General features: G+C 69.9%; 17 protein-coding genes. 9 read left to right on the forward strand and 8 right to left on the reverse strand.

Annotated elements, in window-relative coordinates; all coding sequences use genetic code 11:
- Positions 1 to 986, forward strand: a 986-nt coding sequence (locus I3F58_RS18375) for a PLP-dependent aminotransferase family protein (protein WP_240109712.1), incomplete at its 5' end; no start/stop codon positions are given.
- Between the two features lie 91 nt (positions 987 to 1077).
- Here I3F58_RS18375 and I3F58_RS18380 read toward each other — a convergent pair.
- The 5 genes from I3F58_RS18380 to I3F58_RS18400 form a co-directional block, all read right to left on the reverse strand.
- Complete coding sequence (locus I3F58_RS18380; RefSeq protein ID WP_240109713.1) at positions 1078 to 1572, reverse strand: RNA methyltransferase; 495 nt, start codon at positions 1570 to 1572, stop codon at positions 1078 to 1080.
- A 39-nt stretch (positions 1573 to 1611) separates the two neighbouring features.
- Positions 1612 to 2607, reverse strand: coding sequence for a zinc-binding dehydrogenase (locus I3F58_RS18385; protein ID WP_240109714.1), 996 nt, complete (start codon positions 2605 to 2607; stop codon positions 1612 to 1614).
- A gap of 8 nt (positions 2608 to 2615) precedes the next feature.
- Complete coding sequence (locus I3F58_RS18390) at positions 2616 to 3347, reverse strand: TylF/MycF family methyltransferase (protein WP_240109753.1); 732 nt, start codon at positions 3345 to 3347, stop codon at positions 2616 to 2618.
- A gap of 40 nt (positions 3348 to 3387) precedes the next feature.
- Entirely contained in the window at positions 3388 to 4482 is a 1095-nt protein-coding gene (locus tag I3F58_RS18395; protein ID WP_240109715.1) for a radical SAM protein, read from the reverse strand.
- 256 nt (positions 4483 to 4738) lie between these two features.
- Positions 4739 to 6016 (reverse strand): glycosyltransferase family 4 protein, encoded by a 1278-nt coding sequence (locus tag I3F58_RS18400; protein ID WP_240109716.1) that lies wholly within the window; start codon positions 6014 to 6016, stop codon positions 4739 to 4741.
- Positions 6017 to 6296: 280 nt separating this feature from the next.
- On the opposite strand from I3F58_RS18400, the gene I3F58_RS18405 reads away from it, so the two are divergent.
- From I3F58_RS18405 to I3F58_RS18415, 3 genes are all read left to right on the forward strand, one after another.
- The gene (locus tag I3F58_RS18405; protein ID WP_240109717.1) at positions 6297 to 6770 is read left to right on the forward strand and encodes a carboxymuconolactone decarboxylase family protein; all 474 of its coding nucleotides are present in this window, start codon (positions 6297 to 6299) and stop codon (positions 6768 to 6770) included.
- Positions 6767 to 7558 (forward strand): class I SAM-dependent methyltransferase, encoded by a 792-nt coding sequence (locus tag I3F58_RS18410; protein WP_240109718.1) that lies wholly within the window; start codon positions 6767 to 6769, stop codon positions 7556 to 7558. The genes I3F58_RS18405 and I3F58_RS18410 overlap by 4 nt, the downstream gene beginning before the upstream one ends.
- A gap of 64 nt (positions 7559 to 7622) precedes the next feature.
- Positions 7623 to 8897: a DegT/DnrJ/EryC1/StrS family aminotransferase gene (locus I3F58_RS18415; RefSeq protein ID WP_240109719.1), complete on the forward strand. Its 1275-nt coding sequence runs from the start codon at positions 7623 to 7625 to the stop codon at positions 8895 to 8897.
- 72 nt (positions 8898 to 8969) lie between these two features.
- Here the strand turns inward: I3F58_RS18415 and I3F58_RS18420 are convergent, their stop codons facing one another.
- Positions 8970 to 10448, reverse strand: a complete 1479-nt coding sequence (locus tag I3F58_RS18420) for an MFS transporter (protein WP_275678661.1) — start codon at positions 10446 to 10448, stop codon at positions 8970 to 8972.
- Positions 10449 to 10640: 192 nt separating this feature from the next.
- Here I3F58_RS18420 and I3F58_RS18425 point away from each other — a divergent pair, with 192 nt between their 5' ends.
- The 4 genes from I3F58_RS18425 (at position 10641) to I3F58_RS18440 (ending at position 15704) form a co-directional block, all read left to right on the forward strand.
- On the forward strand, positions 10641 to 11624 hold the full coding sequence (locus tag I3F58_RS18425) for a radical SAM protein (protein WP_240109721.1): 984 nt from the start codon (positions 10641 to 10643) through the stop codon (positions 11622 to 11624).
- Between the two features lie 14 nt (positions 11625 to 11638).
- Complete coding sequence (locus tag I3F58_RS18430) at positions 11639 to 12670, forward strand: radical SAM protein (protein ID WP_240109722.1); 1032 nt, start codon at positions 11639 to 11641, stop codon at positions 12668 to 12670.
- Between the two features lie 191 nt (positions 12671 to 12861).
- Entirely contained in the window at positions 12862 to 14070 is a 1209-nt protein-coding gene (locus I3F58_RS18435; RefSeq protein WP_240109723.1) for a 2-deoxy-scyllo-inosose synthase, read from the forward strand.
- Between the two features lie 14 nt (positions 14071 to 14084).
- The gene (locus tag I3F58_RS18440) at positions 14085 to 15704 is read left to right on the forward strand and encodes a GMC oxidoreductase (protein ID WP_240109724.1); all 1620 of its coding nucleotides are present in this window, start codon (positions 14085 to 14087) and stop codon (positions 15702 to 15704) included.
- A gap of 43 nt (positions 15705 to 15747) precedes the next feature.
- Here I3F58_RS18440 and I3F58_RS29420 read toward each other — a convergent pair whose 3' ends face one another.
- Together I3F58_RS29420 and I3F58_RS18450 are read right to left on the reverse strand one after the other, a co-directional pair.
- Entirely contained in the window at positions 15748 to 16578 is an 831-nt protein-coding gene (locus tag I3F58_RS29420) for a hypothetical protein (protein WP_275678662.1), read from the reverse strand.
- 133 nt (positions 16579 to 16711) lie between these two features.
- The gene (locus I3F58_RS18450; RefSeq protein WP_240109725.1) at positions 16712 to 18490 is read right to left on the reverse strand and encodes a hypothetical protein; all 1779 of its coding nucleotides are present in this window, start codon (positions 18488 to 18490) and stop codon (positions 16712 to 16714) included.
- 457 nt (positions 18491 to 18947) lie between these two features.
- Between I3F58_RS18450 and I3F58_RS18455 the strand changes: the two genes are divergently transcribed.
- Positions 18948 to 20402 (forward strand): FAD-binding oxidoreductase, encoded by a 1455-nt coding sequence (locus tag I3F58_RS18455; protein WP_240109726.1) that lies wholly within the window; start codon positions 18948 to 18950, stop codon positions 20400 to 20402.
- Positions 20403 to 20454 lie beyond the last annotated feature (52 nt).

The following is a 20454-nucleotide window of genomic DNA, read 5'->3' on the forward strand; positions in this document are numbered from 1 at the left end:
CGCGCGGGGCGGCGGCCGAGCTGCTGGCGCGGGGCGGCTGGCGGCCCCGCCCCGAGCGCGTGCTGTTCACCGGCAACGGCAAGCAGGCGCTGTCGGCGGCGGTGGCCGCGCTGGTCCCGGCCGGGGGGCGGCTGGGCGCGGAGGAGCTGACCTACCCGGTGCTGAGGTCGCTGGCGGGACGCCTCGGGGTGACGGTGGTCCCGCTGGCGATGGACGCGGAAGGCGTACGGCCGGACGCGGTGGAGGCCGCGCACCGGAGCGGGCCGCTGCACGCGGTCTACGTCCAGCCGGTCCTGCACAACCCGCTGTCGCTCACCATGCCGCCGGGGCGGCGCGCCGCGCTGGCGGAAGTACTGCGGCGGTGCGACATCCCGGTGGTCGAGGACGCGATCTGGTCCTTCCTGTACGAGGACGGGGGCACGCGGCAGGCCGGGGTACCGCCCGAGACGCGGACGCCGTCAGGGGCGGCGCCCTTCGCCGCGGTCGCGCCCGAGCGGACCGTGCTCGTCGACAGCCTGTCCAAGCGGCTGGCCCCCGGGCTGACAGCCGGGTTCGCGGTGGTGCCCGAGGGTCTGGCGTCCCGTGTGGAGACCGCGATCAGCTCCGGGGGCTGGGGGCCGTCGCGGTTCGCGCTGGAGGCGGCGGTGCGGTGGCAGTCCGACGGAACCGTCGACACCCTCGTACGGGCGAAGCGGCGAGAGGCGGAGCATCGGCAGGAACTGGCGCGAAGGCTGCTGCACGGGTTCGCCCTCCGCACCGACCCTCGGTCGTGCTTCTGCTGGTGGGAGCTGCCGGACGGCTGGCGCACCGACCTGTTCGTGGCGGCGGCGGCCCGGCGGGGCATCGCGGTGACCCCCGGCGCGGCGTTCGCGGCGGACCCGCGCCGGGCCCCGAACGCGGTCCGGCTCGGCCTCGCGTCACCGCCCCGCGGCACCCTGGAGCGGGCCCTGGGCACGCTCGCGGATCTGGCGCGGGGAGCGCCGTAGGGGTTGTCCCCTCTCCCGGCACCGGGGGCACCGGGGCCACGCCCAGGGATCCCCGGCCGGGTGCGGCGGGAGGGAACCGCCGGAGGCGTCCCTAACCCTGCGGGAACTGCTTGCAGTACTCGTACATCGCCATCGCCGTCGCCGTCGCGACGTTGTAGCTGTGCGGCATCCCCCACACGGGGATCTCCGCGCAGTCGTCGACGAGCTTCAGCTCCTCGTCGTCCAGACCGGTGCGCTCGTTGCCGATGACGAGCGCCGTCTTCCGGGGGAACGCGAACTCGTGCAGGCTCGTCGAGTTCGACGTCTGCTCCAGCGCGACGAGCCGGTACCCCTCGCTGCTGAGCTTCTTCAGCACCGGCGCCAGCGTCCGGCGCAGCTCCAGCTCGACATGGTCGGCCCCGTCACGCGCGACCTTGCGGTCGATCGCGGCGTTTCCGCAGGCGATGACCTTCTGCACCCCGCAGCAGCCCGCCGTCCGGACGATGCTGGAGAGATTCGCCTTGGTCCGCAGCGGCGCACACACGATCACCAGCTCGCGCTCCCGCTCCAGGGCGGCCGGAGGCTTGTGGCGAAGATGTTCGAACATGATGGGCCAGTCTAGCCGGGCCCCCGGTGCCGGACCGCGTCACGCCCCGGTGGTGAAGACGTATCTCAGGGGCGGTTCGGGCTGCTCCTCCAGGACTGTGCGGTACTCGGTGATCGGAAACGGCTCGCTGAGCAGCGGCCCCAGCCGGACGGAGCCGTCAGCCACCACCTCCAGGGCCTGGTCGATCTGGTCGTAACCGGAGAGCACCCCCCGTACGGTGAGCTCCCGCAGCATGACCGTGCTGGGCACGGCCGACGTGGTCTCCTCTCCGGAGTAGCCGACCAGGACATAGGTGCCGCCCGGCCGCGTCGCCTCCAGCCCCTGCGGGAACACGTCCGCGACGCCGGTCGCGTCGAAGACGACCTCGGGCTGGTCGTCCGCCCAGTCGTCGAGCCGCTCCTGGTGGCCGAGGCCCAGCCCCGCGGCGATGCCCCGGCGGTGCGCGGACGGGTCGGCCAGCGTGACGGCGGCGGCGCCCGCCCGCACGACAAGCTGTGCGACCAGGAGACCGATCGTGCCCGCGCCGATCACGCCCACCCGCCGCCCGGCCAGATCCGGGGCCCGCTCCACCGCGTGGAGCGCCACGCACAGCGGCTCCAGCAGGCAGCCCTCCGCGCCGGACAGCCCCGGCGGCAGCAGCCTGAGGTTCCCCGCGGGCACGGTGAACGCGTCCGCGAAGGCCCCCGCCCGGGTGAAGCCGACCTCGTCCAGGTCGAGGCAGAGGTTGTACCGCTCCTCCCTGCAGCGGGCGCAGTCTCGGCACGGGGTGATGCCCTCACCTACGACGGCCCTGCCCACCAGCTCCGGCCTGCTGGGGGCCTCCAATACCCTGCCCGCCCACTCGTGGCCCGGGATCACCGGATAGTCGGCGTCGTGCAGGGTGCCCCGCAAGAGCCTCAGGTCCGTGCCGCAGACGGCGACGTGGGTGACGGCCACCAACGCCTCCCCGGCCGTGGGGACGGGGCGCGGGATTCGCTCCAGCGCGTGTTCCTTGGGGCCGCGCACGACGAGGGCCCGTATGTGTTCCTCGGTCATCGGCGGCCTCACGCATCCGGGTTGGGGCAGTCGCCGAGGCGGTGCACGAAGAACGCCCGCCCGTGCCAGCCGTACCGGAGGAACTCGCTGTACTCGTAGAACCCGTCGGTGCGCGCGAAGCACTCGCGCATCGCCCGGCGCATCCCGAACCGGGGGTTGGCCCGGTTGCAGTTGTAGTCGTCCATGAGCAGCACGGCCCCGTCGGGCATCAGCCTCCGGCCCAGCAGGTGGTCGAGGACCTCGACGGAGGAGGAGTACAGGTCGCAGTCGAGGTTGGCGACGGCCACCTCATGGGAGATCGGGGAGGCCTCCAGGGACTTCTCGAACATTCCGGGCACGACGCTCCAGCCGGCCTCACCGAAGCGGCGGGTGAACTCGGCGCGCAGCATCTCCTCGGTGCCCGGGGGCGAGGCGTCCTCGCTCTCCCGCCAGTAGCCGCTGTCCGCCACCTCGTACGAGATCGAGTCCACCGGGTTCGTGCTCTTCGGGAAGCCCTGGAAGGAGTCGTACACGTACAGGTGCCGGGAGAAGATCTCGGTGTACCAGTCCGACTGGGCGTCGAACTCGAGCATGAGATCCGCCAGCATGAGGGAGCTGAACCCCTCGAAGCAGCCGAACTCCGCGACGGCTCCGGGGATGTGGCTTCCCCACACGTACTCGAAGGTCGTCCGGAAGACGTCGCCGTAGATCTTCCGGGCACGCTCGATGTCGTTGTATGTGGCGTTGGAGACCTGTCCCACGCTCAAAGTCATCGTCACCTCTCTGCTCTCTGCCGGTGGCCTACTGGTGGGCGTACAGGGCGGGGTCGACGTCGATGTCCATGTTCAGCTCGCAGCACCGGTGGCAGATGGGCTGCAGGCCCTGCTTGATGGTGTCCCGCATGCGCCGGTAGGTCTCGCCGTGGAACACCTGGCTCAGGGAGCTGTCCCTGATGTTGCCCATCACGGTGTCGGAGAACGTGGTGCAGCTGATCACGTCGCCGTTGGGGAGCACGGTGGTCTGAGCCCACAGCTTCACGCAGGTGCTCTCGCGGATGATGTGGCGCCAGTCGGCGGAGAAGAAACGGCTCTTCTGCGTGGAGTCGTAGCGGGTGGGCGCGATGAGCACGTCGACGGCGTCCGTGAGGTTCTCCGCCTCGTCCATCAGCTCGCGTAGCCGGGCGGGGTCGATGTCGGCGTGCTGGTGCTCGTTGCAGTACCCGGCCCAGGACAGGAACGGGCGGCCGGTGGCGTCCTCGAAGGCGGCACGGCTGGCCTTGCCCTCCTCCTTGGTGAAGTAACTGGCGAGGCCGACCGTCACCTCCTTCACCCCGACGCTCTCCGCGAGCCTGATCATGTCCGGCAGGTACGTGTAGTTCATGCCGGTGACGGTGAAGTTGAGCGCGATGTGCGGGCCTCGGCCGGCCTTGCGGCTCGCCGCCTGGAGGGCCTTGAGGCCGTCCATGGCACGCTCGAAGGACTTGCGGCCCCGGATCGGGTTGTTGATCTCGGGGGTGGGGCCGTCGATGGAGACGTACACGTCGTCGATGCCGGCGTCGACCAGCTCCTCCGCGTAGCGAGGCAGGAGAGTGGCGTTGGTGCTCATGTCGAGGTTGCAGTCCGGCAGCCGGGTCTTCGCCTCACGGACCAGCCGGACCAGCTGCGGGTGCATGAGCGGCTCGCCGCCCATGATCGTCAGATAGACCTTCTCCTTCTGCCCGTGGGCCAGCTCGTCCACGAGCCCGTTCCACATCTCCAGGGAAATCTGGTCGCGTTTGACCTCTTCGAGCCAGGTGCTCTCGGCGGCCGAGTCCCCGTACATCCAGCATTCACGGCAGGTGAGATTGCACGCCCAATTCACGAAGACGGTCACATGCCGCGGCACAGTCGGAATCATGGGAAGATCAACCATCAAACGCCTCCAGAGAACACATGGCAAATGAAGTGCCTACGGCACCACGGAAATTGTGGCGGGAGTCGGTGAACGAGGCCGATCATACCCACCGGCGACGGCGGCGCAATGGGGAAGGAGCGAATTCCTTCGAACTCCTGAAATCCGGTGACGGCGCACCCGTTTCCGGGCGCCGGAAATTGACTCCTGAGGCAGGTGAATAAGACTGTTGCGCGGGTTGCGGGTGTTGTCGTCTGCGTCATCAGCTGCGTCGTGCGCGGACGACCTCCTCGTACACCTCGGCCGTCCTCGCGGCGACCTGTTTCAGGTCGTACCGGGCGCGGACCGTCTTCGCCGCCCGCTCCGCCGTGGCGGCCCTCCACTCCGGCGCGGCCAGGGCCTCCCGTATGCCCTTGGCGAAGGCGGCGGGCGTGCGCTCGGCCACCAGCCAGCCCAGCGCGCCCTGCTCCAGGACGTCCGCCACGCCGCCGACTCCGACCGCCACAATCGGCAGGCCGCACGCCATGGCCTCCAGCATCACACTGCCGAACTCCTCGTGCAGCGGGGCCATCAGCAACAGATCCATGGCGCCCATGGCGGCTGGCACGTCCTCGTTCGGGACATACCCGGTCACGGTCACCCGGTCGGTCAGCCCGCGTTCGCGTACCGCCCGCTCGAACAGGTCGCGTTCGTTGCCGTCGCCGCAGATCAGCCAGTGCACATCGGTGTCGCGCAGCTCCTCCGCGATGTCCAGGATGATCGGCCAGCCCTTCTCCCGCGCGATGCGGCCGACGTATCCGACGACGGGTCTCCCCTCGGGCAGCCCCCACGCCGCCCGGGCCGCACGGACGGCCTCCGGGGTCGCCCGGCCGGCGAAACCGTCGGCGTCGATCACGTCGGGCAGGACCGCGAACCGCTCCCTCGGCACCCCGGTCTCACGGGTCAGGAGGGGGATCGTGCGCGGGGTGAGCGTGATCGTGCGGGCCGAGGCCCGGATCGCCCGCCGCTCGATCCAGCGCGCCAGCGGCTGGAGCATGCCGTCCAGCCGGTTCATCGGGTGGTACGTGACGATGATCGAGCAATGCACGGTCAGGACCAGCGGAACCCGGAGCAGCCGGGTCAGCAGCCAGCCCAGCAGCGGCGGGATGATGACGCCGCTGCAGTGCACATGGAGGATGTCGGGGCGCTCCCGGCGCCGCACGAGGTCCGCGGCCACGCCCAGAGCCCAGGCCAGGTTCAGGTCCACCATCCCGCGGATTCGGGACCGCAGCGGCAGCACCGGTATCCGTACGCCGCGCACCTCGGTGCGGCCGGACATCGGCCAGTGCCGGGGGGCGCCGGGGAGGCGGAGCGTCAGCACGGTCTGCCGCACGCCCCGCTCGTCCAGTTGCCGGGTGAGGCGGTAGATCTGTGACTGCATCCCGCCGATGGCGTCGAACTTCACCGGCCAGGACGTGCCGGCGAGCTGCGGCCAGTAGAGGTGGGGGGTCAGTCTGAGTATGTGCGGGGGGCGGCTCGGCGAACTCGGATCCGTACTCACAGAAAAGTCTCCGACTCGGACTGCGGCGTGCGGGAATTCAGCGGTGACGCGGGAACACTGCGCCCAGGGCGCGAAGAATCGGTCGGGATCCGGCAACAGTAACACCGGGTCCAGCACGCCCCGGGATTTCTTCACATATCGAAAGAGCCGTTCCGGTTTTGAGCCCCTTGCTCAGGTCGATCAGCACCTTGTGAGAAACGGGCCGGACCGGTCAGGATCTGACGTACAGTGCTGCCCACCAATCCACGCTATCCGTCAGGAAGTCACCGGGAGAGCTGTCTTGGATAATACCGATGCCAAAGTGCCCACCTCGCTCGGCATACGTTTGGCGGTCGACGAGCTGGTCCCGCACCTCAATAAGCGGATGGACGCTCTCGACGCCGCCGCGGACAAGGTCAGTCTCGACGCCGGGCTGCTGGAGCTGGTCCGCACCCGCGTCTCGCAGATCAACGGCTGTTCCTATTGCGTCGACGCCCACAGCTCGGAGGCCCGGGAGGCGGGCGAGGACGTCCGCAAGCTGCTGTCCCTCCCCGTCTGGCGGGAGTCGCCCTTCTACTCCGCCCGCGAGCGCGCCGCTCTGGACCTCACCGAGGCCGTCACACTGATGAGCCGGGGCCCGGTCACGGACGAGGTATGGAACGCGGGTGCCGCCGAGTTCACCGACGTGGAACTGGCCGAGCTGGTCTGGACGATCGCCATCATCAACACCTGGAACCGCATCGCCGGGCCGGCCCGGCCGTGGGAAATCAAGTGACGCCCGGACTGGCGATGTCCGAGGAGGAGGTCTTCTCCGACTTCGTCGCACGGGTGGACCTCGCCGGCGCCACCGTGGCCGAGATCGGCGGCGCCTTCCCCGCCGAGCTGCTGGCCAAGCACCAGGTGGCCGCCTGGTACGCGATCGACCCCAACCGGCCGGCGGGCCGAGACTTCGGAGGCGTCAGGGAGACGCTGGCGGTGCGGGCGGAAGAGATGCCGCTGGCCGACACCAGCGTCGACGCCGTCTTCTCGTGCAACGCCTTCCAGTTCGTCGACGTGACGGCCACGCTCGCCCAGGTGCGGCGGGTGCTGAAGCCCGGGGGGCTGCTGTACGCCCACTTCGGGCCGATCTGGAGCGCGGTCGACGGACACCAGCTGGAGTACGTCAGCCACCAGGGGCGCGACCTGACCTTCTGGGACGACACGCTGCTGCCCCCCTGGGCCCATCTCGCCTACCGGCCGGAGGAGTTGCGACAGCTGCTGCGGACCGGTGTGTCCGAGGGGCTGGCCGACGTGTTGGTCCGCCATGTGCATGAGAGCGACACGGTCAACCGGCTGTTCTTCGAGGACTATGTGACGGCGGCCCTGGAGAGCGGGCTCCAGTGGGTCGAGATGTCGGCGTCCGACCACCTCGACTACGCCATCACCCCGCCGCCCTACGACCCGGCGCTCCTGCGGGAGCCCCGCCTTCCCGAACTCGCAGCCGAGATCTCCCGGAGACGCGGATCCCGCGTCCAACTCGGCGTCCGCGATGTCCTGATGGTGCTACGCCGCGCTGCGGACTGACGGCCCATCCCATGGACCCGTGGCATCCGTCGACCACCCCACACACCTGCCTGTGAGGAGAACGATGAGCGAACTCGCGATACTCGGTGGCACCCCAGCCCGCGGACCGCGTCCCTGGCCCGCCTGGCCACAGTACGACGAGGCGACCGAGCAGCAGCTGGTCGCTGCATTGCGCTCGCGCCGCTGGGCGTTGAGCTGGCCCAGCGACGGCAGCCCCTCCAGGGAACGGCGGTTCGCGGAGGCGTTCGCCCGGTACAACCAGGTACCGCACTGCGTCAGTGTGGACCACGGGTCGAGTGCACTGGTAGTCGCGCTGGAGGCGCTGGACATCGGCCCCGGCGACGAGGTGATCGTGCCCGTGATGACCTGGGTCGCGCCGGTCAGCGCGGTCCTGCGAGTCGGGGCGCTGCCTGTGGTCGTCGACGTCGATCCGGAGACCGGCTGCATGACGCCGGAGGCCCTGCGCGCCGCCGTGTCGGACCGTACGAAGGCCGCGATCGTGGTGCACCTCGCGGCGAGTGTGGCCGATGTTGACGGAATCCGCGCCGCTGTGGACTGGGCCGGCATCAAGCTGATCGAGGACTGCGCCCAAGCACACGGGGCCCGGTGGCGGGGACGCCACGTCGGCACGTTCGGCGAGCTTGGCGCCTTCAGCTTCCAGGTGGGCAAGGTGCTGGCCGGGGGCGAGGGCGGCGCCGTGATCACCTCCGACCCCGAGCTGTACCGGCGGGCGCAGCAACTGCGGGCGGACTCCCGCCGCTACCCGGACGAGCAAGTGCCGGAGGGTGGGAACGAGCTGGTCGAGGCCGGGGAGGTCATGGGCGGGAACTACTGCATGTCCGAGCTGACGGCGGGTGTGCTGCTCGACCAGCTGTCCCGGCTGGACGCCCAGCACGAGCACCGGGAGAAGATGGCCCTCGAACTGGAACGCGGCCTGGTGGAGTTGGGGGATTTCGGGGCGATCCCGCTGCCGGAGGGCGCGGACCGGCGCTCCATCTACGAGTACGGCATCCGGTTCCGGCCGGGCGCCTTCGGAGACGTACCGGTGGAGCGGGTGGCCGAGGCGGTCACGGCGGAGCTGGGCATGGACGTGTGGCCGCCGGATCTTCCGCTGCACCGGAGCGTGATGCTGCACCCGCACACCAAGCGCCGGTTCGCGCCGGTGTGGACGGAGGACGGGCGCCGCCGTGCGCTGGGGCGGGACTACCCGGGCGCGGAGCGGTACCGGGAGACGACGCTGCTCTTCCACCACAAGGCGCTGCTGGGTGAGCCCGCCGACATGGCGGACCTCGTCGCCGCCGTACGGAAGGTGCGCGACGGGCACGAGCGGTTGCGCTGAACCGCACGGGCGCCCCCGTGGTCCGCCGGCCTGCCGGTCGGCCGGTCGCCGTGCCACAGGGGCGCCGTTCGGTCACTGTTCCGCGGCGACCGGCTCCTCGCTGCCTCCGGCGACGGGTGCGGGGCGGGGCAGGACGACCGCGGCCACCAGCAGACAGGTGAGGACGAAGCCCGTCGTGATGGCGAACCCCAGGTGATAGCCCCCGGCCAGCGCGTCGGCGGCGGAGCGCCCCTGGGCCGCGAGATCTGCGGTACGGGAGGTGGTGAACGCCGCCAGGACAGCGACGCCGATCGCGCCGCCGGTCTGCTGCATGGTCGTGACCAGCCCTCCGGCCAGCCCGGAGTCCTCCGGCGGGGCGTCCGCCATGGCAGTGGCGGTCAGCGCCGGAACCACCAGTCCGCCGGCGCCGAGGAGGATCATCGACGGCAACAGGTCGGTCGCGAAGCGGGCGTCCACCGGCGCCCTGGCGAGGAACGCCAGTCCCAGCGCCACGGGGACCAGGCCGATGAGCAGGATCCTGCGCTCGCCGTACCGGGCGATCAGCCGAGGTGTCAGGTAGAGCGTCAGCACGGCGGTGATCGCGGTCATCGGCAGGAACGTCAGACCGATCTGGAGCGGCGAGTAGTCCAGGACGGACTGGAGGAACAGCGTGCAGACGAAGAAGACGCCCAGCGCGGCGGCGACGTAGAACGCGTGGAGCGCGTTGCCGCCGGACAGCCTGCGGGACCTGAACAGCCGGGGTGGCGCGATCGGGTTGGCGGCCATGCGCTGCCGTACGACGAACGCGGCGAGCAGTGCGAGCGCGACCGCGCCGAGGCCGATCGTGGTGCCGGAGCCCCAGCCGTTCTTCGGTACTTCCACCATGGTGTAGACGCCGAGGATCAGCCCGGACGTCACCAGCAGCGCGCCGAGGAAGTCGGTGTCCCGGCTGAGCCCCGGCCCTCGGTCGTCGTCGAGGTAGCGGACGGCCAGGAGGGTGGCGGCTGCCCCGACCGGGAGATTGATGAAGAAGATCCAGTTCCAGCCGACGAGTTCGGTGAGCACACCGCCGAGGACCAGACCGACCGCGCCGGCGCTGGTCAGGACGAAGGCGAAGAGTCCGAACGCCTTTCCCAGATCGCGGGGTTCGGTGAACAGGGTGGTGATCTTCCCGAGCACCACACCCGCGCACAGCGCGCCCGCGACCCCCTGGACGAAGCGCGCCGCAATCAGCATGCCCTGCGAACCGGAGAGCCCGCACAGCAGGGACGCCAGAGTGAACGCCACCAGTCCCACGAGGAAGACCCGCTTGCGTCCGACGAGGTCACCGAGCTTTCCCGCGAGCAGCAGCAGACCACCGAAGGGAACGACAAAGGCGTTGACCACCCAGGCCAGATCCGCCTGGGCGAAGTCCAGCTCGTGCTGGATCGTGGGAAGGGCGACGTTGACGACCGTGCCGTCGGTAATGATCATGAACATTCCGGCGCAGAGTACGCTGAGCCCCAGCCAGCGCGCCCTTGCATCGACCGTGCCCGAGTGATTCACGTGATGTCCTCCAAAGGCGCCGAGCATTGCGCGTGGAGGATCACCCTAAAGGTACGGCAGGGGCTTGTACGGCGATTCCCGGAAAGTCCCAGCACCCGATCCTTCAGGAATATCAACTTCCGCTTTCACGATATGCCTTGTCGCTCTTGGAGAGGGTGGCGTAGGGTGGGCCGCGCGGCCCGCTCCTCAGTATTTCCGTAGGAAGCGAGAGAGTGTCCGATGACGGATACGCACGACAGCCCGCCTGCGATATGGGACCGTTTTGACGCGCGCGACCGACTCGCGATCAACTTCACTCTGACCTGCAATCTCTCCTGTGCCCACTGCATCGTGGAGTCGAGCCCCCGGCGCACCGAGCGGCTCACCACGGATGAGGTGCGCACCGCCCTCGGCGTGGGCCGGGGCCGCGGCAAGCGGCATGTGACGTTCAGCGGGGGCGAGACCTTCCTCTTCCCGGCCCAGATGTGCGAGGTGATCGCCTTCGCCAAGCGGCTCGGATATGTCGTCGACGTCGAGTCGAACGGCTTCTGGGCCCGTTCCGAGAGGATCGCGGAGCGGAAACTTGCGCCTTTCGTCGAGGCCGGAATATCCGGGCTCGCGGTGAGCGCCGACGCTTTCCATGTCGACTTCTTTCCGGTCCAGCGGGCGGTCAACGCGGTACGGGCCGCCAGGGCCGCGGGCCTGGTCACCGAGATAAACTTCTGCCCCTCCGACCGCCCCGAGACCGACGCCGACATCAGAAAGGCACTGACCGAGGCCGGCGAACCGTTCCTGGAGAACGAACTCCTCGACCGGGGACGCGGCAAGGATCTCGTGCACATTTCCGTGGGGAGGCGCGTCGACGAGCTTCCGGAATGCGACAGCCTCACCACCACGGTCCATGCCACGGGCGATGTGTACGCCTGCTGCGAACTCGACATCAGCACCGACGCGATGAAGCGGACTCCCGTGTTCCTGGGCCCGGTCAGCAAGGTGCCCGAGGACATCGACGAGCAGGCCGCCCGCGAGCGGCTCATCACCGCCTTCTACGAACCGGACTCCCCCGTCTACTTCAGGAAGTTGGTCCGGGACCACGCTCTCTTCCGTGACCTGGCGCACGGGCGGTACCAGAACATCTGCGACTTCTGCATGACCGCCCTGCGCGACCCGCGGAGGGTCGCGGCGCTGCGGGACCTCCTGGCGGCAGATCCCCCGCGCCCCTGATTGGAGTCAAGAGAATGGCCGAGTACTACCCGAAGACCGGCGTGTGCTACGACCACGTCGAGAGTTCGAAGATCTACATGATCTACACCTTTGGGTGCAACGCCGCCTGCGACCACTGCCTGGTGGAGTCCAACCCGCGCAAGAAGAAGAAGCTCGACCCGGAGACAGCGATCGAGCTGCTCAGGGTGGGATCGGAGCACGGCAAGAGCTTCCTGGACCTGTCCGGCGGCGAGGCCATGCTCTACCCGGACGAGATCCTCCAGGTCGTCGGCGCCGCCCGGGACCTCGGCTACTACGTCTGCCTCAACACCAACGCCTACTGGGCCCGTACGCCCGAGCGCACCCGGAGGGTGCTGAGCGAGCTGAAGGAGGCCGGTGTACGGGCGGTGTTCCCCAGCGCCAGCGCCTACCACCTGCGGTATGTGCCGCTGGAGCGGGTCAAGCATTTGCGCCAGGCCTGCTACGACCTGGATGTCACCTACGAGCTGAACTGGGTCTTCTCCGACCAGCCGGAGGCCGACGACCTCATCAAGCGGGAGATGGGCCTCGACGGCGAGACGCTGTACTTCGACTCGCTGGTGACCAGCGGCAACAACTCGGAGACCATCCAGCGCCTCGAACAGGTCTACACGAAGCGCGTGCCGGACGACATGGACGACTGCTTCAGCGTCCACCTCGGGGTCAACCCGCACGGCCATGTGGTGAGCACCTGCAACATGACCTACGACAACCAGAAGTTCCGCGGCACGCCGTTCTTCCTCGGCGACTTCCGGAAGGAGTCCTTCGACACGATCCTGCACAGGGAGAAGGCGTCCCCGGTCCAGCAGTTCCTCTACCACAACCCGCACCCGGCGATGCACCGACTGCTGTCGGAAGAACCCGAGTTCGGTCCGTACTACCGGGAGACCTTCGCGAGCCGCTCGTACTTCTCGGTCATCGACTACTACCTGGACCTGTTCCGCGACGAACGGACCATGACCTGGCTCGACGCGAATCTGCCGGGGGCGGTGGCGAAGGCCGCCGCTGCGTCGCGATCTAAAACATGAACATGACAGGAAAGGGAGCCTGTTCTGACGTCGTCGGATCAGGACCGTTATCACCGGCCTGGGTTCGCGACGTGATGTCGCGCGAGATCCGCCTGTGCGGTTATGCCCGCCCGCACCGCCGCAGCCGTGAACGCTGCCCCTCGGCCAGGGGCGGAGCCGGTCACACCAGACGGGCGAATGGGAGATGGTAGATGCCTGGGAATGACGTCGCCGCCGTGCCGGAGAACCGCTGGCAGGTCCGTCAGGTCACGATCGGAGACCACGGATACCCGTATTACTACGGGGCCGACTGCATGGCCCTCGTCCTGGATGAACTGGCCGCCCTGCGGGCAGACCGGTTCATCGTCGTCACCGACGACACCGTGCTCGCCCTGCACGGCCACACCCTGCTGTCCGGGCTCCGGCCCCTCGCCCCCGTCGAGTTGGTCAGCCACCGGCCGGGCGAGTCGATGAAGACGCTGCCGACCCTCGCGGCCGACATCGAGCGGGTCCTGGCCGCGGGCGCCACCCGGCGCTCGGTCGTCATCGCCCTGGGTGGCGGCGTCCCCGGCAACCTCGCCGGAGTGATCGCCGCGCTGCTCTTCCGGGGGGTGCGGCTGGTGCACATCCCGACCACCACCACCGCCGCGATGGACTCGGTGCTCTCCCTGAAGCAGGCCATCAACAGCAACCTGGGCAAGAACCACGTAGGCACCTACCTCGCCCCGCACGCCGTCTTCACCGACGTCCGGCTGCTGGCCACGCTGCCGGAACGCGAACTGCGCTCGGGCCTGTGCGAGGCCGCCAAGAACTGCCTGGCCATCCGGCCCGACGAGCTGCCCGAGCTGCGCCGCGTCCTGGCCGGGGGACGGCTGGCCGACCCCGAGGCTCTGCTGTGGCTGCTGGACGCGAGTGTGCAGGCCAAGAGCAGTGTGACCACGTCCGACACCCGCGAGCAGAGGACCGGACTGGTGCTGGAGTACGGCCACACCGTGGGACACGCAGTGGAGCTGTGCGACCACCGCCGCCGGAGAATCGAGGGCCTCTCGCACGGCGAGGCGATCGCCTTCGGGATGGTCGTGGCCGCGCGGATCTCCCACGCCCGGGGCTGGCTCTCCGCGGAGAACGTCGCGCTGCACGAGGAGATCGTCGGCGCGCTCGGCGCACCTGTGCGGCTGCCCGCCGGGCTGTCCGTCGACGACGTGCTGGACACCGTGCGGGACGACAACAAGCGCGGGTATCTGCCGCCGGACCCGGAGTCGGTGCCGTTCGTGCTGCTGCACGACCTGGGGAAGCCGGCAGGGGAACCGGAACTGCCGCTGGTGCCGGTGGCGTTGAAGGAGATACAGACGGCGCTGGAGTCTCTGGAGGCGCCTGCGCCGGGACCGGTGCCGGATTCAGTCGAAGCAGAGGCACGGTGATCGGGGTGGGGCCCATGGGGCCGTCGGCAATGGGGCCCGTGCCGACGGAGTCGGAGCTGGCCGCGACGTACGACGTCTGCGTGATCGGCAGCGGCGCGTCCGGAGCCGTGACGGCCTGGCTGGCCTCCCGCGCCGGGCTGTCGGTGGTGGTCGTGGAACAGGGCCGGTACGTCACGCCCGACATCTCATACGACGACCTGCTGGCGGAGGCCGAGGCCGCGTGGGTACGGCAGGAGAACGGCACCTGGGGCAAGATCGGCTACCCGTGGTCGACCTGCAACGTCGGCGGGGGCACGCTCTTCTACGGCGGCGCGTTCTTCCGTAACCGGCCTGTCGACTTCGACGCCGAGATCGCCCTGGGCGCCGGCGAGCTGCCGCTGCGCTGGCCCTGGGGGCCGGAGGAGCTGGACCCGTACTACACGGCGGTCGAGCAGCTCGTCGGCGTGGCAGGTGAGGCGGACGCGGATCCCACGCTGCCTCCGCGCGGGGAGAAGTACCCGCTGCCGCCGGTACCGCGCTCCATGGAGGGGGAGCTGCTGGCGGCGGGCGCCTCCGCGCTCGGCTGGCGGCCGTTCCCGACCCCGCTGGCCGTGAACAGCCAGGGCTACCGGGGGCAGGCCGAGTGCGCCGCCGACGCGCCGTGCATCTGCCGCCGCTGCCCGGTGGGGGCGAAGGGGGACGCGGTCAGCCGGTTCCTTGACCCGGCGCGGCGGTACGGCGCGAGGCTGTTCGCGGGAATGAAGGCGGTGCGGTTGGAGCCCGGAGCGGGCGGGGACGGCCGCACGGTCGCGGCGCTGGAGTGCGTACGGATGGACTCCGGGCGCCGGTACCGGTTCCGCGCCCGCCAGTTCGCCGTGTGCGGCAACGCGGTGCAGACCGCGGCGCTGCTGCTGCGCTCCACCGGCGACCGCTACCCGGCGGGGCTGGGCAACTCCCGGGACCTGGTGGGGCGCGGCCTGTGCTTCAAGCTGAGCGAGTACCTGGTGGGGTACCGGTACGGCGGCGGCCCCGAGCGTTCAGGACGGCCGGGCAGCGCGGTGATGGGCCTCGGCCCGTTCTCGACCTGTGCGGTCACCGACCTGTACGAGGACCCGGCGGCGCCCGGCGGGCTCGGCGGGATCCTGTACGAGGCGAGGCCGGAGCGGCCGTTCCGGCTGCGCGACAGTGAGCAGCTGGTGCGGATCGAGGCGCTCGTACCGGACGAGCCACAGCTGAGCAACCGGGTCCGGCTGGGCACCGGGAGCGACGCCCATGGGGTGACCGACGTGGTCATGGACTACCAGGCGCATCCGCGCGACCTGGCCCGGCTGGAGTACCTGCTGGGGCAGGGCGAGCGGATGCTGCGGGCGGCGGGCTGCGAGGTCACGGTCCGCGAGCCGTCCGGCTGGTCGCTGGGCAGCTCGCACCTGCACGGCACCTGCCGGATGGGCACGGACCCCGCGACGAGTGTGACGGACCCGGACGGACGGCTGCACGACACGGACAACGTCTACATCGGGGACGGCGCGGTCCTCCCGTTCCCCGGCGGCGCGAACCCGACGCTGACGATCCAGGCGGTGGCGCTGCGCACAGCACGCCGGATGCTGGCGGCGCGATTCGGCGTGACGCCGACGCTACGGGAGATCGTCGCCTGAGCCCCCCGGACGCGCTGACTGAACTGGATCCGCCGGGCACGCCCTACGCGGCCGCGACCCGCAGCCGCGCCCCCAGGTGCCCCGTGAGCTGCTCCAACGTGAGCAGCGCGTACAGATGGCACCCGTCATCAAGGCGCACGCACCGCCTCGCCCCGCCCACCCGCTCCGGCAGCTCCCGGTACACCCGCTGCACCACATGCCCCCGCCGCTCCTCCCCGGGTTTCAGCGGGAACTGGAGCAGCCCCACCCGCCGTACCTCCGGGTGCCGACGGGCCCAGGCCACGACTGCGCCCAGCAGAACCGGGATCCAGTAGCGCTGGAACGTCCGGCGGAGTACCGGCACATACGCCCCGAACTCCTCGGCCGGCCACGCGACGGGCTCCAGACGCACCTCGTCCCCACGCCGTACCTCGGTCTGCCCGTCCCCACGGGCCTGGAACAGATAGCTGTACCGAACACCCAAGTCGCTCTGCACACCGGCCAGATAGAGCGTGTCGCCATGCCGCACCCCGTACAGGTACCCGACGAACCCGGGCCGCCCGGCGTCCATGAAGTTCCAGTCGGCCGCCTCGTACATCCCCTGCGGCAGCGACCCGCCCTTCAGGTAGCACCGCAGGGTCAGCGGCGCGCCGAACATCGGGAACCGCCCGTCCGCGATGTCGTCGCACGTCCCGTCCATCGCGACCACCTCGAACGGCACGTCCCGGTGGTGAAAGCCCAACGGCTCCTGAAGCGGCGCCGTGTCGTTCAACGCCCGCAACAGCACGCCCAGCGGCACCCCGAGCCGCTCCGCGATCTCCTCCCGCGGCGTCGGATCCTCCAGCCACCGCACGAACAGGTCCCGCCGGCCGGCCAGCCGAGGATGGTCGTACACCCACCGCCGAAGAAACCCCTCACCCCCCGGAACCACCACGTCCCCCACCCCACAGTCCTGACAACCCGCGGCCGAAACCGGCGCGCAGGCGTCCGCGCCGGGTCGACGAAAGACAGGCGGTGTCATGAGGGCCTCAGACCTCGTACTCGGCATGCCCGGCGCTGGGGAGCAGCGCCACGACCCGCCGCCCGCGGCGTTTCGTCCAGCCCAGCCCGAGGTCGGCCGGGTGGAGCTCGCCGGCGGGAGGCAGGGGGTCGGTGTGAAGGCGGCCCGCGTGGACGAGCAGGCGGTTCCAGTCGGAGAGGTCCAGCGAGGCCAGCCGGGCGCGCGTGCGCCGGGCCTCGTCCAGCTTCGCGGGGTCGATGCCCGGCTGGACGGGCTGGGTGAACTCCACGGCGCCGGCGTCGAGCCAGGCCTGCGTGTCACGCCTGATGCCGTCGGCCAGCTCCCCGATCGCCTGCTCCGGCGCGACGCCCTCGTCCCGCCGCTCCCAGTACCGGCGGACCTCGCGGCTGTGGCCGACCATGCCGGTGATGGAGTCGCCGCTGTTGATGAAGTGCCCGTTGCCGAAGGTGTCCCCGGCGACCACGCCGTTCACGGCGACCCGGGCGTCCGTCCCCGCGCGCTCCTCGACCTGGACCAGCTTCGGACCGTAGAACGTGTTGATCTTCTCGATCTGCTGCCTTGGCATCTCCAGGATCTCCTCGGCCCGGTCCAGCAGGAACTCCTTGAGCAGCAGTTGGTACGCGGCGAAGTACTCCGGCGACTCGGTGTCCGCGTCCGCCGGGACGAGCCCGGCCGCGACCGGGTCGAAGGTGAGGTAGTCGGGGACCTGGACGAGCACCCACCCCACCTCGGGGTCGTTCTCGTGCCCCAGCAGCATCTGCCGCACCCAGTACTCGTTGCCGTCGTCGTCGAACTCCGAGGCGATGCGGTACCGGAAGCGGCCCGTCGCATGCATGCTCAGGAGGATCGCGACGAAGTCGGCCCGCGCAGGCACCGGCGGGCGCCCGTCCCGCCGGTCGACCTCGACCTCGTGCCGCTTGAAGCCGAGCCGAGCCGCGTCGCTGCTGTTCGGCCCCTGGGCGATCACGAACAGCTCCGGCACTCCGAGGTCGATGATCGGGGTGCCGGGCTTGCGTACGTACGCGAAGGTGCCCCGGTAGTCCAGCTCGTGCAGCGCCTCGACGCGTATCCGCAGACGCCCGTCCGGCATCTCCTCGATCCCGCCGTCGGCCTCGCCCGCGACCCGGTGCTCGCTGAACAGCCGCACCCTCGGGGTGCGTTCCGGGTCCGCGAGGTCCATCGCCTCCAGCGCCTCCAGGTAGCGGCGCATCAGCGTCAGCAGCTCGGCGGCTGACACCTGGAAGGGGTGCGGCCCCTTCAGGACCTCCGCCAGGTCCCGGTCCCCGAAGTCGGGGTCGGGGCTGTCGGGGACCTCGGCGGCGGGCTGGAGCGTGCGGATACGCCGGGGCGACCCGTCCACCCACCGGTCGTCGAGGTGCTCGATGCTCTCCAGATCGCCCGCGATCTTGAGTTCCTCGTCGTCGAAGTCGAAGAAGCAGTTGATGACCTCCTCGACCGCGATGGTTCCGGTGACCGCCCCGGGCTTGTGGAAGCATTCGGCCAGCCGCAGCAGCCGGCCGTCACCCCGACGGGGCAGCCGGTCATCGCCGTAGCGCTCCAGCATCATCCGGTCGATGCGGCCGAGCTGGTGGTACGTGTCGGCGGCGATGTTCCAGGACGCGCCGGGCGACGGGTCCCCGCGCATCTCCACGCCGACCGCCCGGCGCCCCATGGCCACGCTCCACAGCATCGCCATCATGTTGGTTCCGCCCAGGCCGAGGGCGAGGAAATCGGGATCAGTGACGCCGCGCAGATCGTCGTGGTCCCCGTGAGTGGAAAAGGACATCGCTTGCCTTTCTGAGACGCGTGGAACGGTGCAGCAAGGCGGCAAGATGCACCCGCGGGGGCCGCGAGCGGCCACGAGCGGGAAATTAGGCGGGGGTTTCCGTCAACCGTACCCGAACCCCCCGCGCCATCTCCAGCGGACGGCAAAAAGGGGAATTCGAGAATCCGCTTATCCGGGAGCGCCCGCCGAGGCTCCCGCGCATACTCCATGGCTTCACTCACAGAAGGCAAAACGAGTCCACTGTGATCTACGTCACACATCATTGACGCACTCGGCAAGGCGCTGCAAGTGTCTTCAGCCCTGATGCACCTCTGATACACGCGCTGTCGCCAGCCGGCGTGTTCCCGCCCTGACGCCGCCATGAAGACCGGCGAAGATCAGCGCCGCTGCGGATTTCCCTGCACCGACCCAGCGCCACGAAGAGCTCCTCACCGAGGCACAATTCGAGGTATCATTTATGGCTGAAACAATATCCGACGCCACGCGCACATTCGATGTAACGATCGCCGGAAACGGCGCTCTGGGCCTTTCTCTCGGGCTGGTCCTCGCACGCCGCGGCGTCAGCGTCGCAGTTGTCGGAAAAGGCACCCGGCCGTTCGCCGCCTCGCCGGTCGCCGGCGCCATGAACGGTTGTTTCGGGGAGGCCACTCCGGGCCTTCTGCAGAGCGAGTTCGGCCGGGCGAAGCTCGCGATGGACGTACGCGCCACGGCACTCTGGGACGACTGGGAGAAATCTCTCGTCGAGGAGTCCGGAGAACAGCGGATCCGCAGCGCCGACGGCACCGTCGTCATCCTCAACACCATCGGAGTCCGCGAGATCGACACCGCTGGGTACGCCGCGATCCGCGAGGCCCTCGACTCGTACGATGAGTCGTACGAGGACGTCGACCCCGACCAGTTGGACTGGCTGGCGCCGGAGCCGACCTCGCGCCCGCTCAAGGCGATGTTCCTCCCCAACGAGCACGCGGTGGACTCCACCGCCCTGCTCCGCGCCCTCACCACCGCGTTCGAGCGGGCCGGCGGCACCCTCGTGGAAGACCTGGTGACCGAGGTCGTCGTCGACGGGGACCGGGCCAAGGGCGTGGTTCTCCGGTCCGAGCACACCCTGTCCTCACCGCAGGTCGTGCTCGCCGCCGGCGCCGCCAGCGTCGATCTGCTCGGCTCCCTGCCGGACGAAATCCGCTGCCGAGTCCCGGCGATGGTCTCCGGCTACGGCGTCTCGCTGATTCTGGAGGCCCAGGACGGCACGGTCCCGCCGTACGTCATCCGCACCCCCAACCGGGCCTTCGCCTGCGGGCTGCACGTGGTGCCCCGCTCCGGCGGGCAGCTCTACCTGGGCGCCACCAACAACATCTCGGCCACCTCCCGCGCGTACGCCAAGGTCGACGACCTCAACCTGCTGCTCGGCTGCACCAAGCAGATCCGCAGCGACCTGGTCGAGGCCTCGGTACGCAAGATCATGGTCGGCAACCGCCCGGTGCCGCTCGACGGCTTCCCGCTGCTCGGTCGCGTCGAGGTGGACGGCCTGTGGATGATGACCGGCACCTACCGCGACGGCCTCCATCAGTCCCCACTGCTCGCCCGGGACTTCGCCGCCCGGGTCCTGGGCGAGGAGCACGACACGAGCCTGGACGTGTTCACCCCCGTCCGCGCGCCGATCCAGGCGACAAGCAGGCAGGACTGCCTGGAGACGGCCGTGCAGCACACCCTCGCCCTCGGTTACGAGCACGACTGGGGCATCCCGGTCGACTGGCCGCCGCTGATCGAGGAGCAGCTGCGCGCGATGTACGACCGGATGCTGGACGAGCTGCACCCCCGCTTCGTACCGCCGCCCGAGCTGCTCGCCTTCGACGACCCGGCGATCACCACGGCCCTGCAGAAGTTCTACAACGCCCACGCCGACGCGTCGTGACGCGCCCTGACGGGTCCACGCGTCGGCACACCTCAGAGGGACGGAGTACGGC

It is taken from the genome of Streptomyces sp. MUM 203J (assembly GCF_022414595.1).
Taxonomy (GTDB): domain Bacteria; phylum Actinomycetota; class Actinomycetes; order Streptomycetales; family Streptomycetaceae; genus Streptomyces.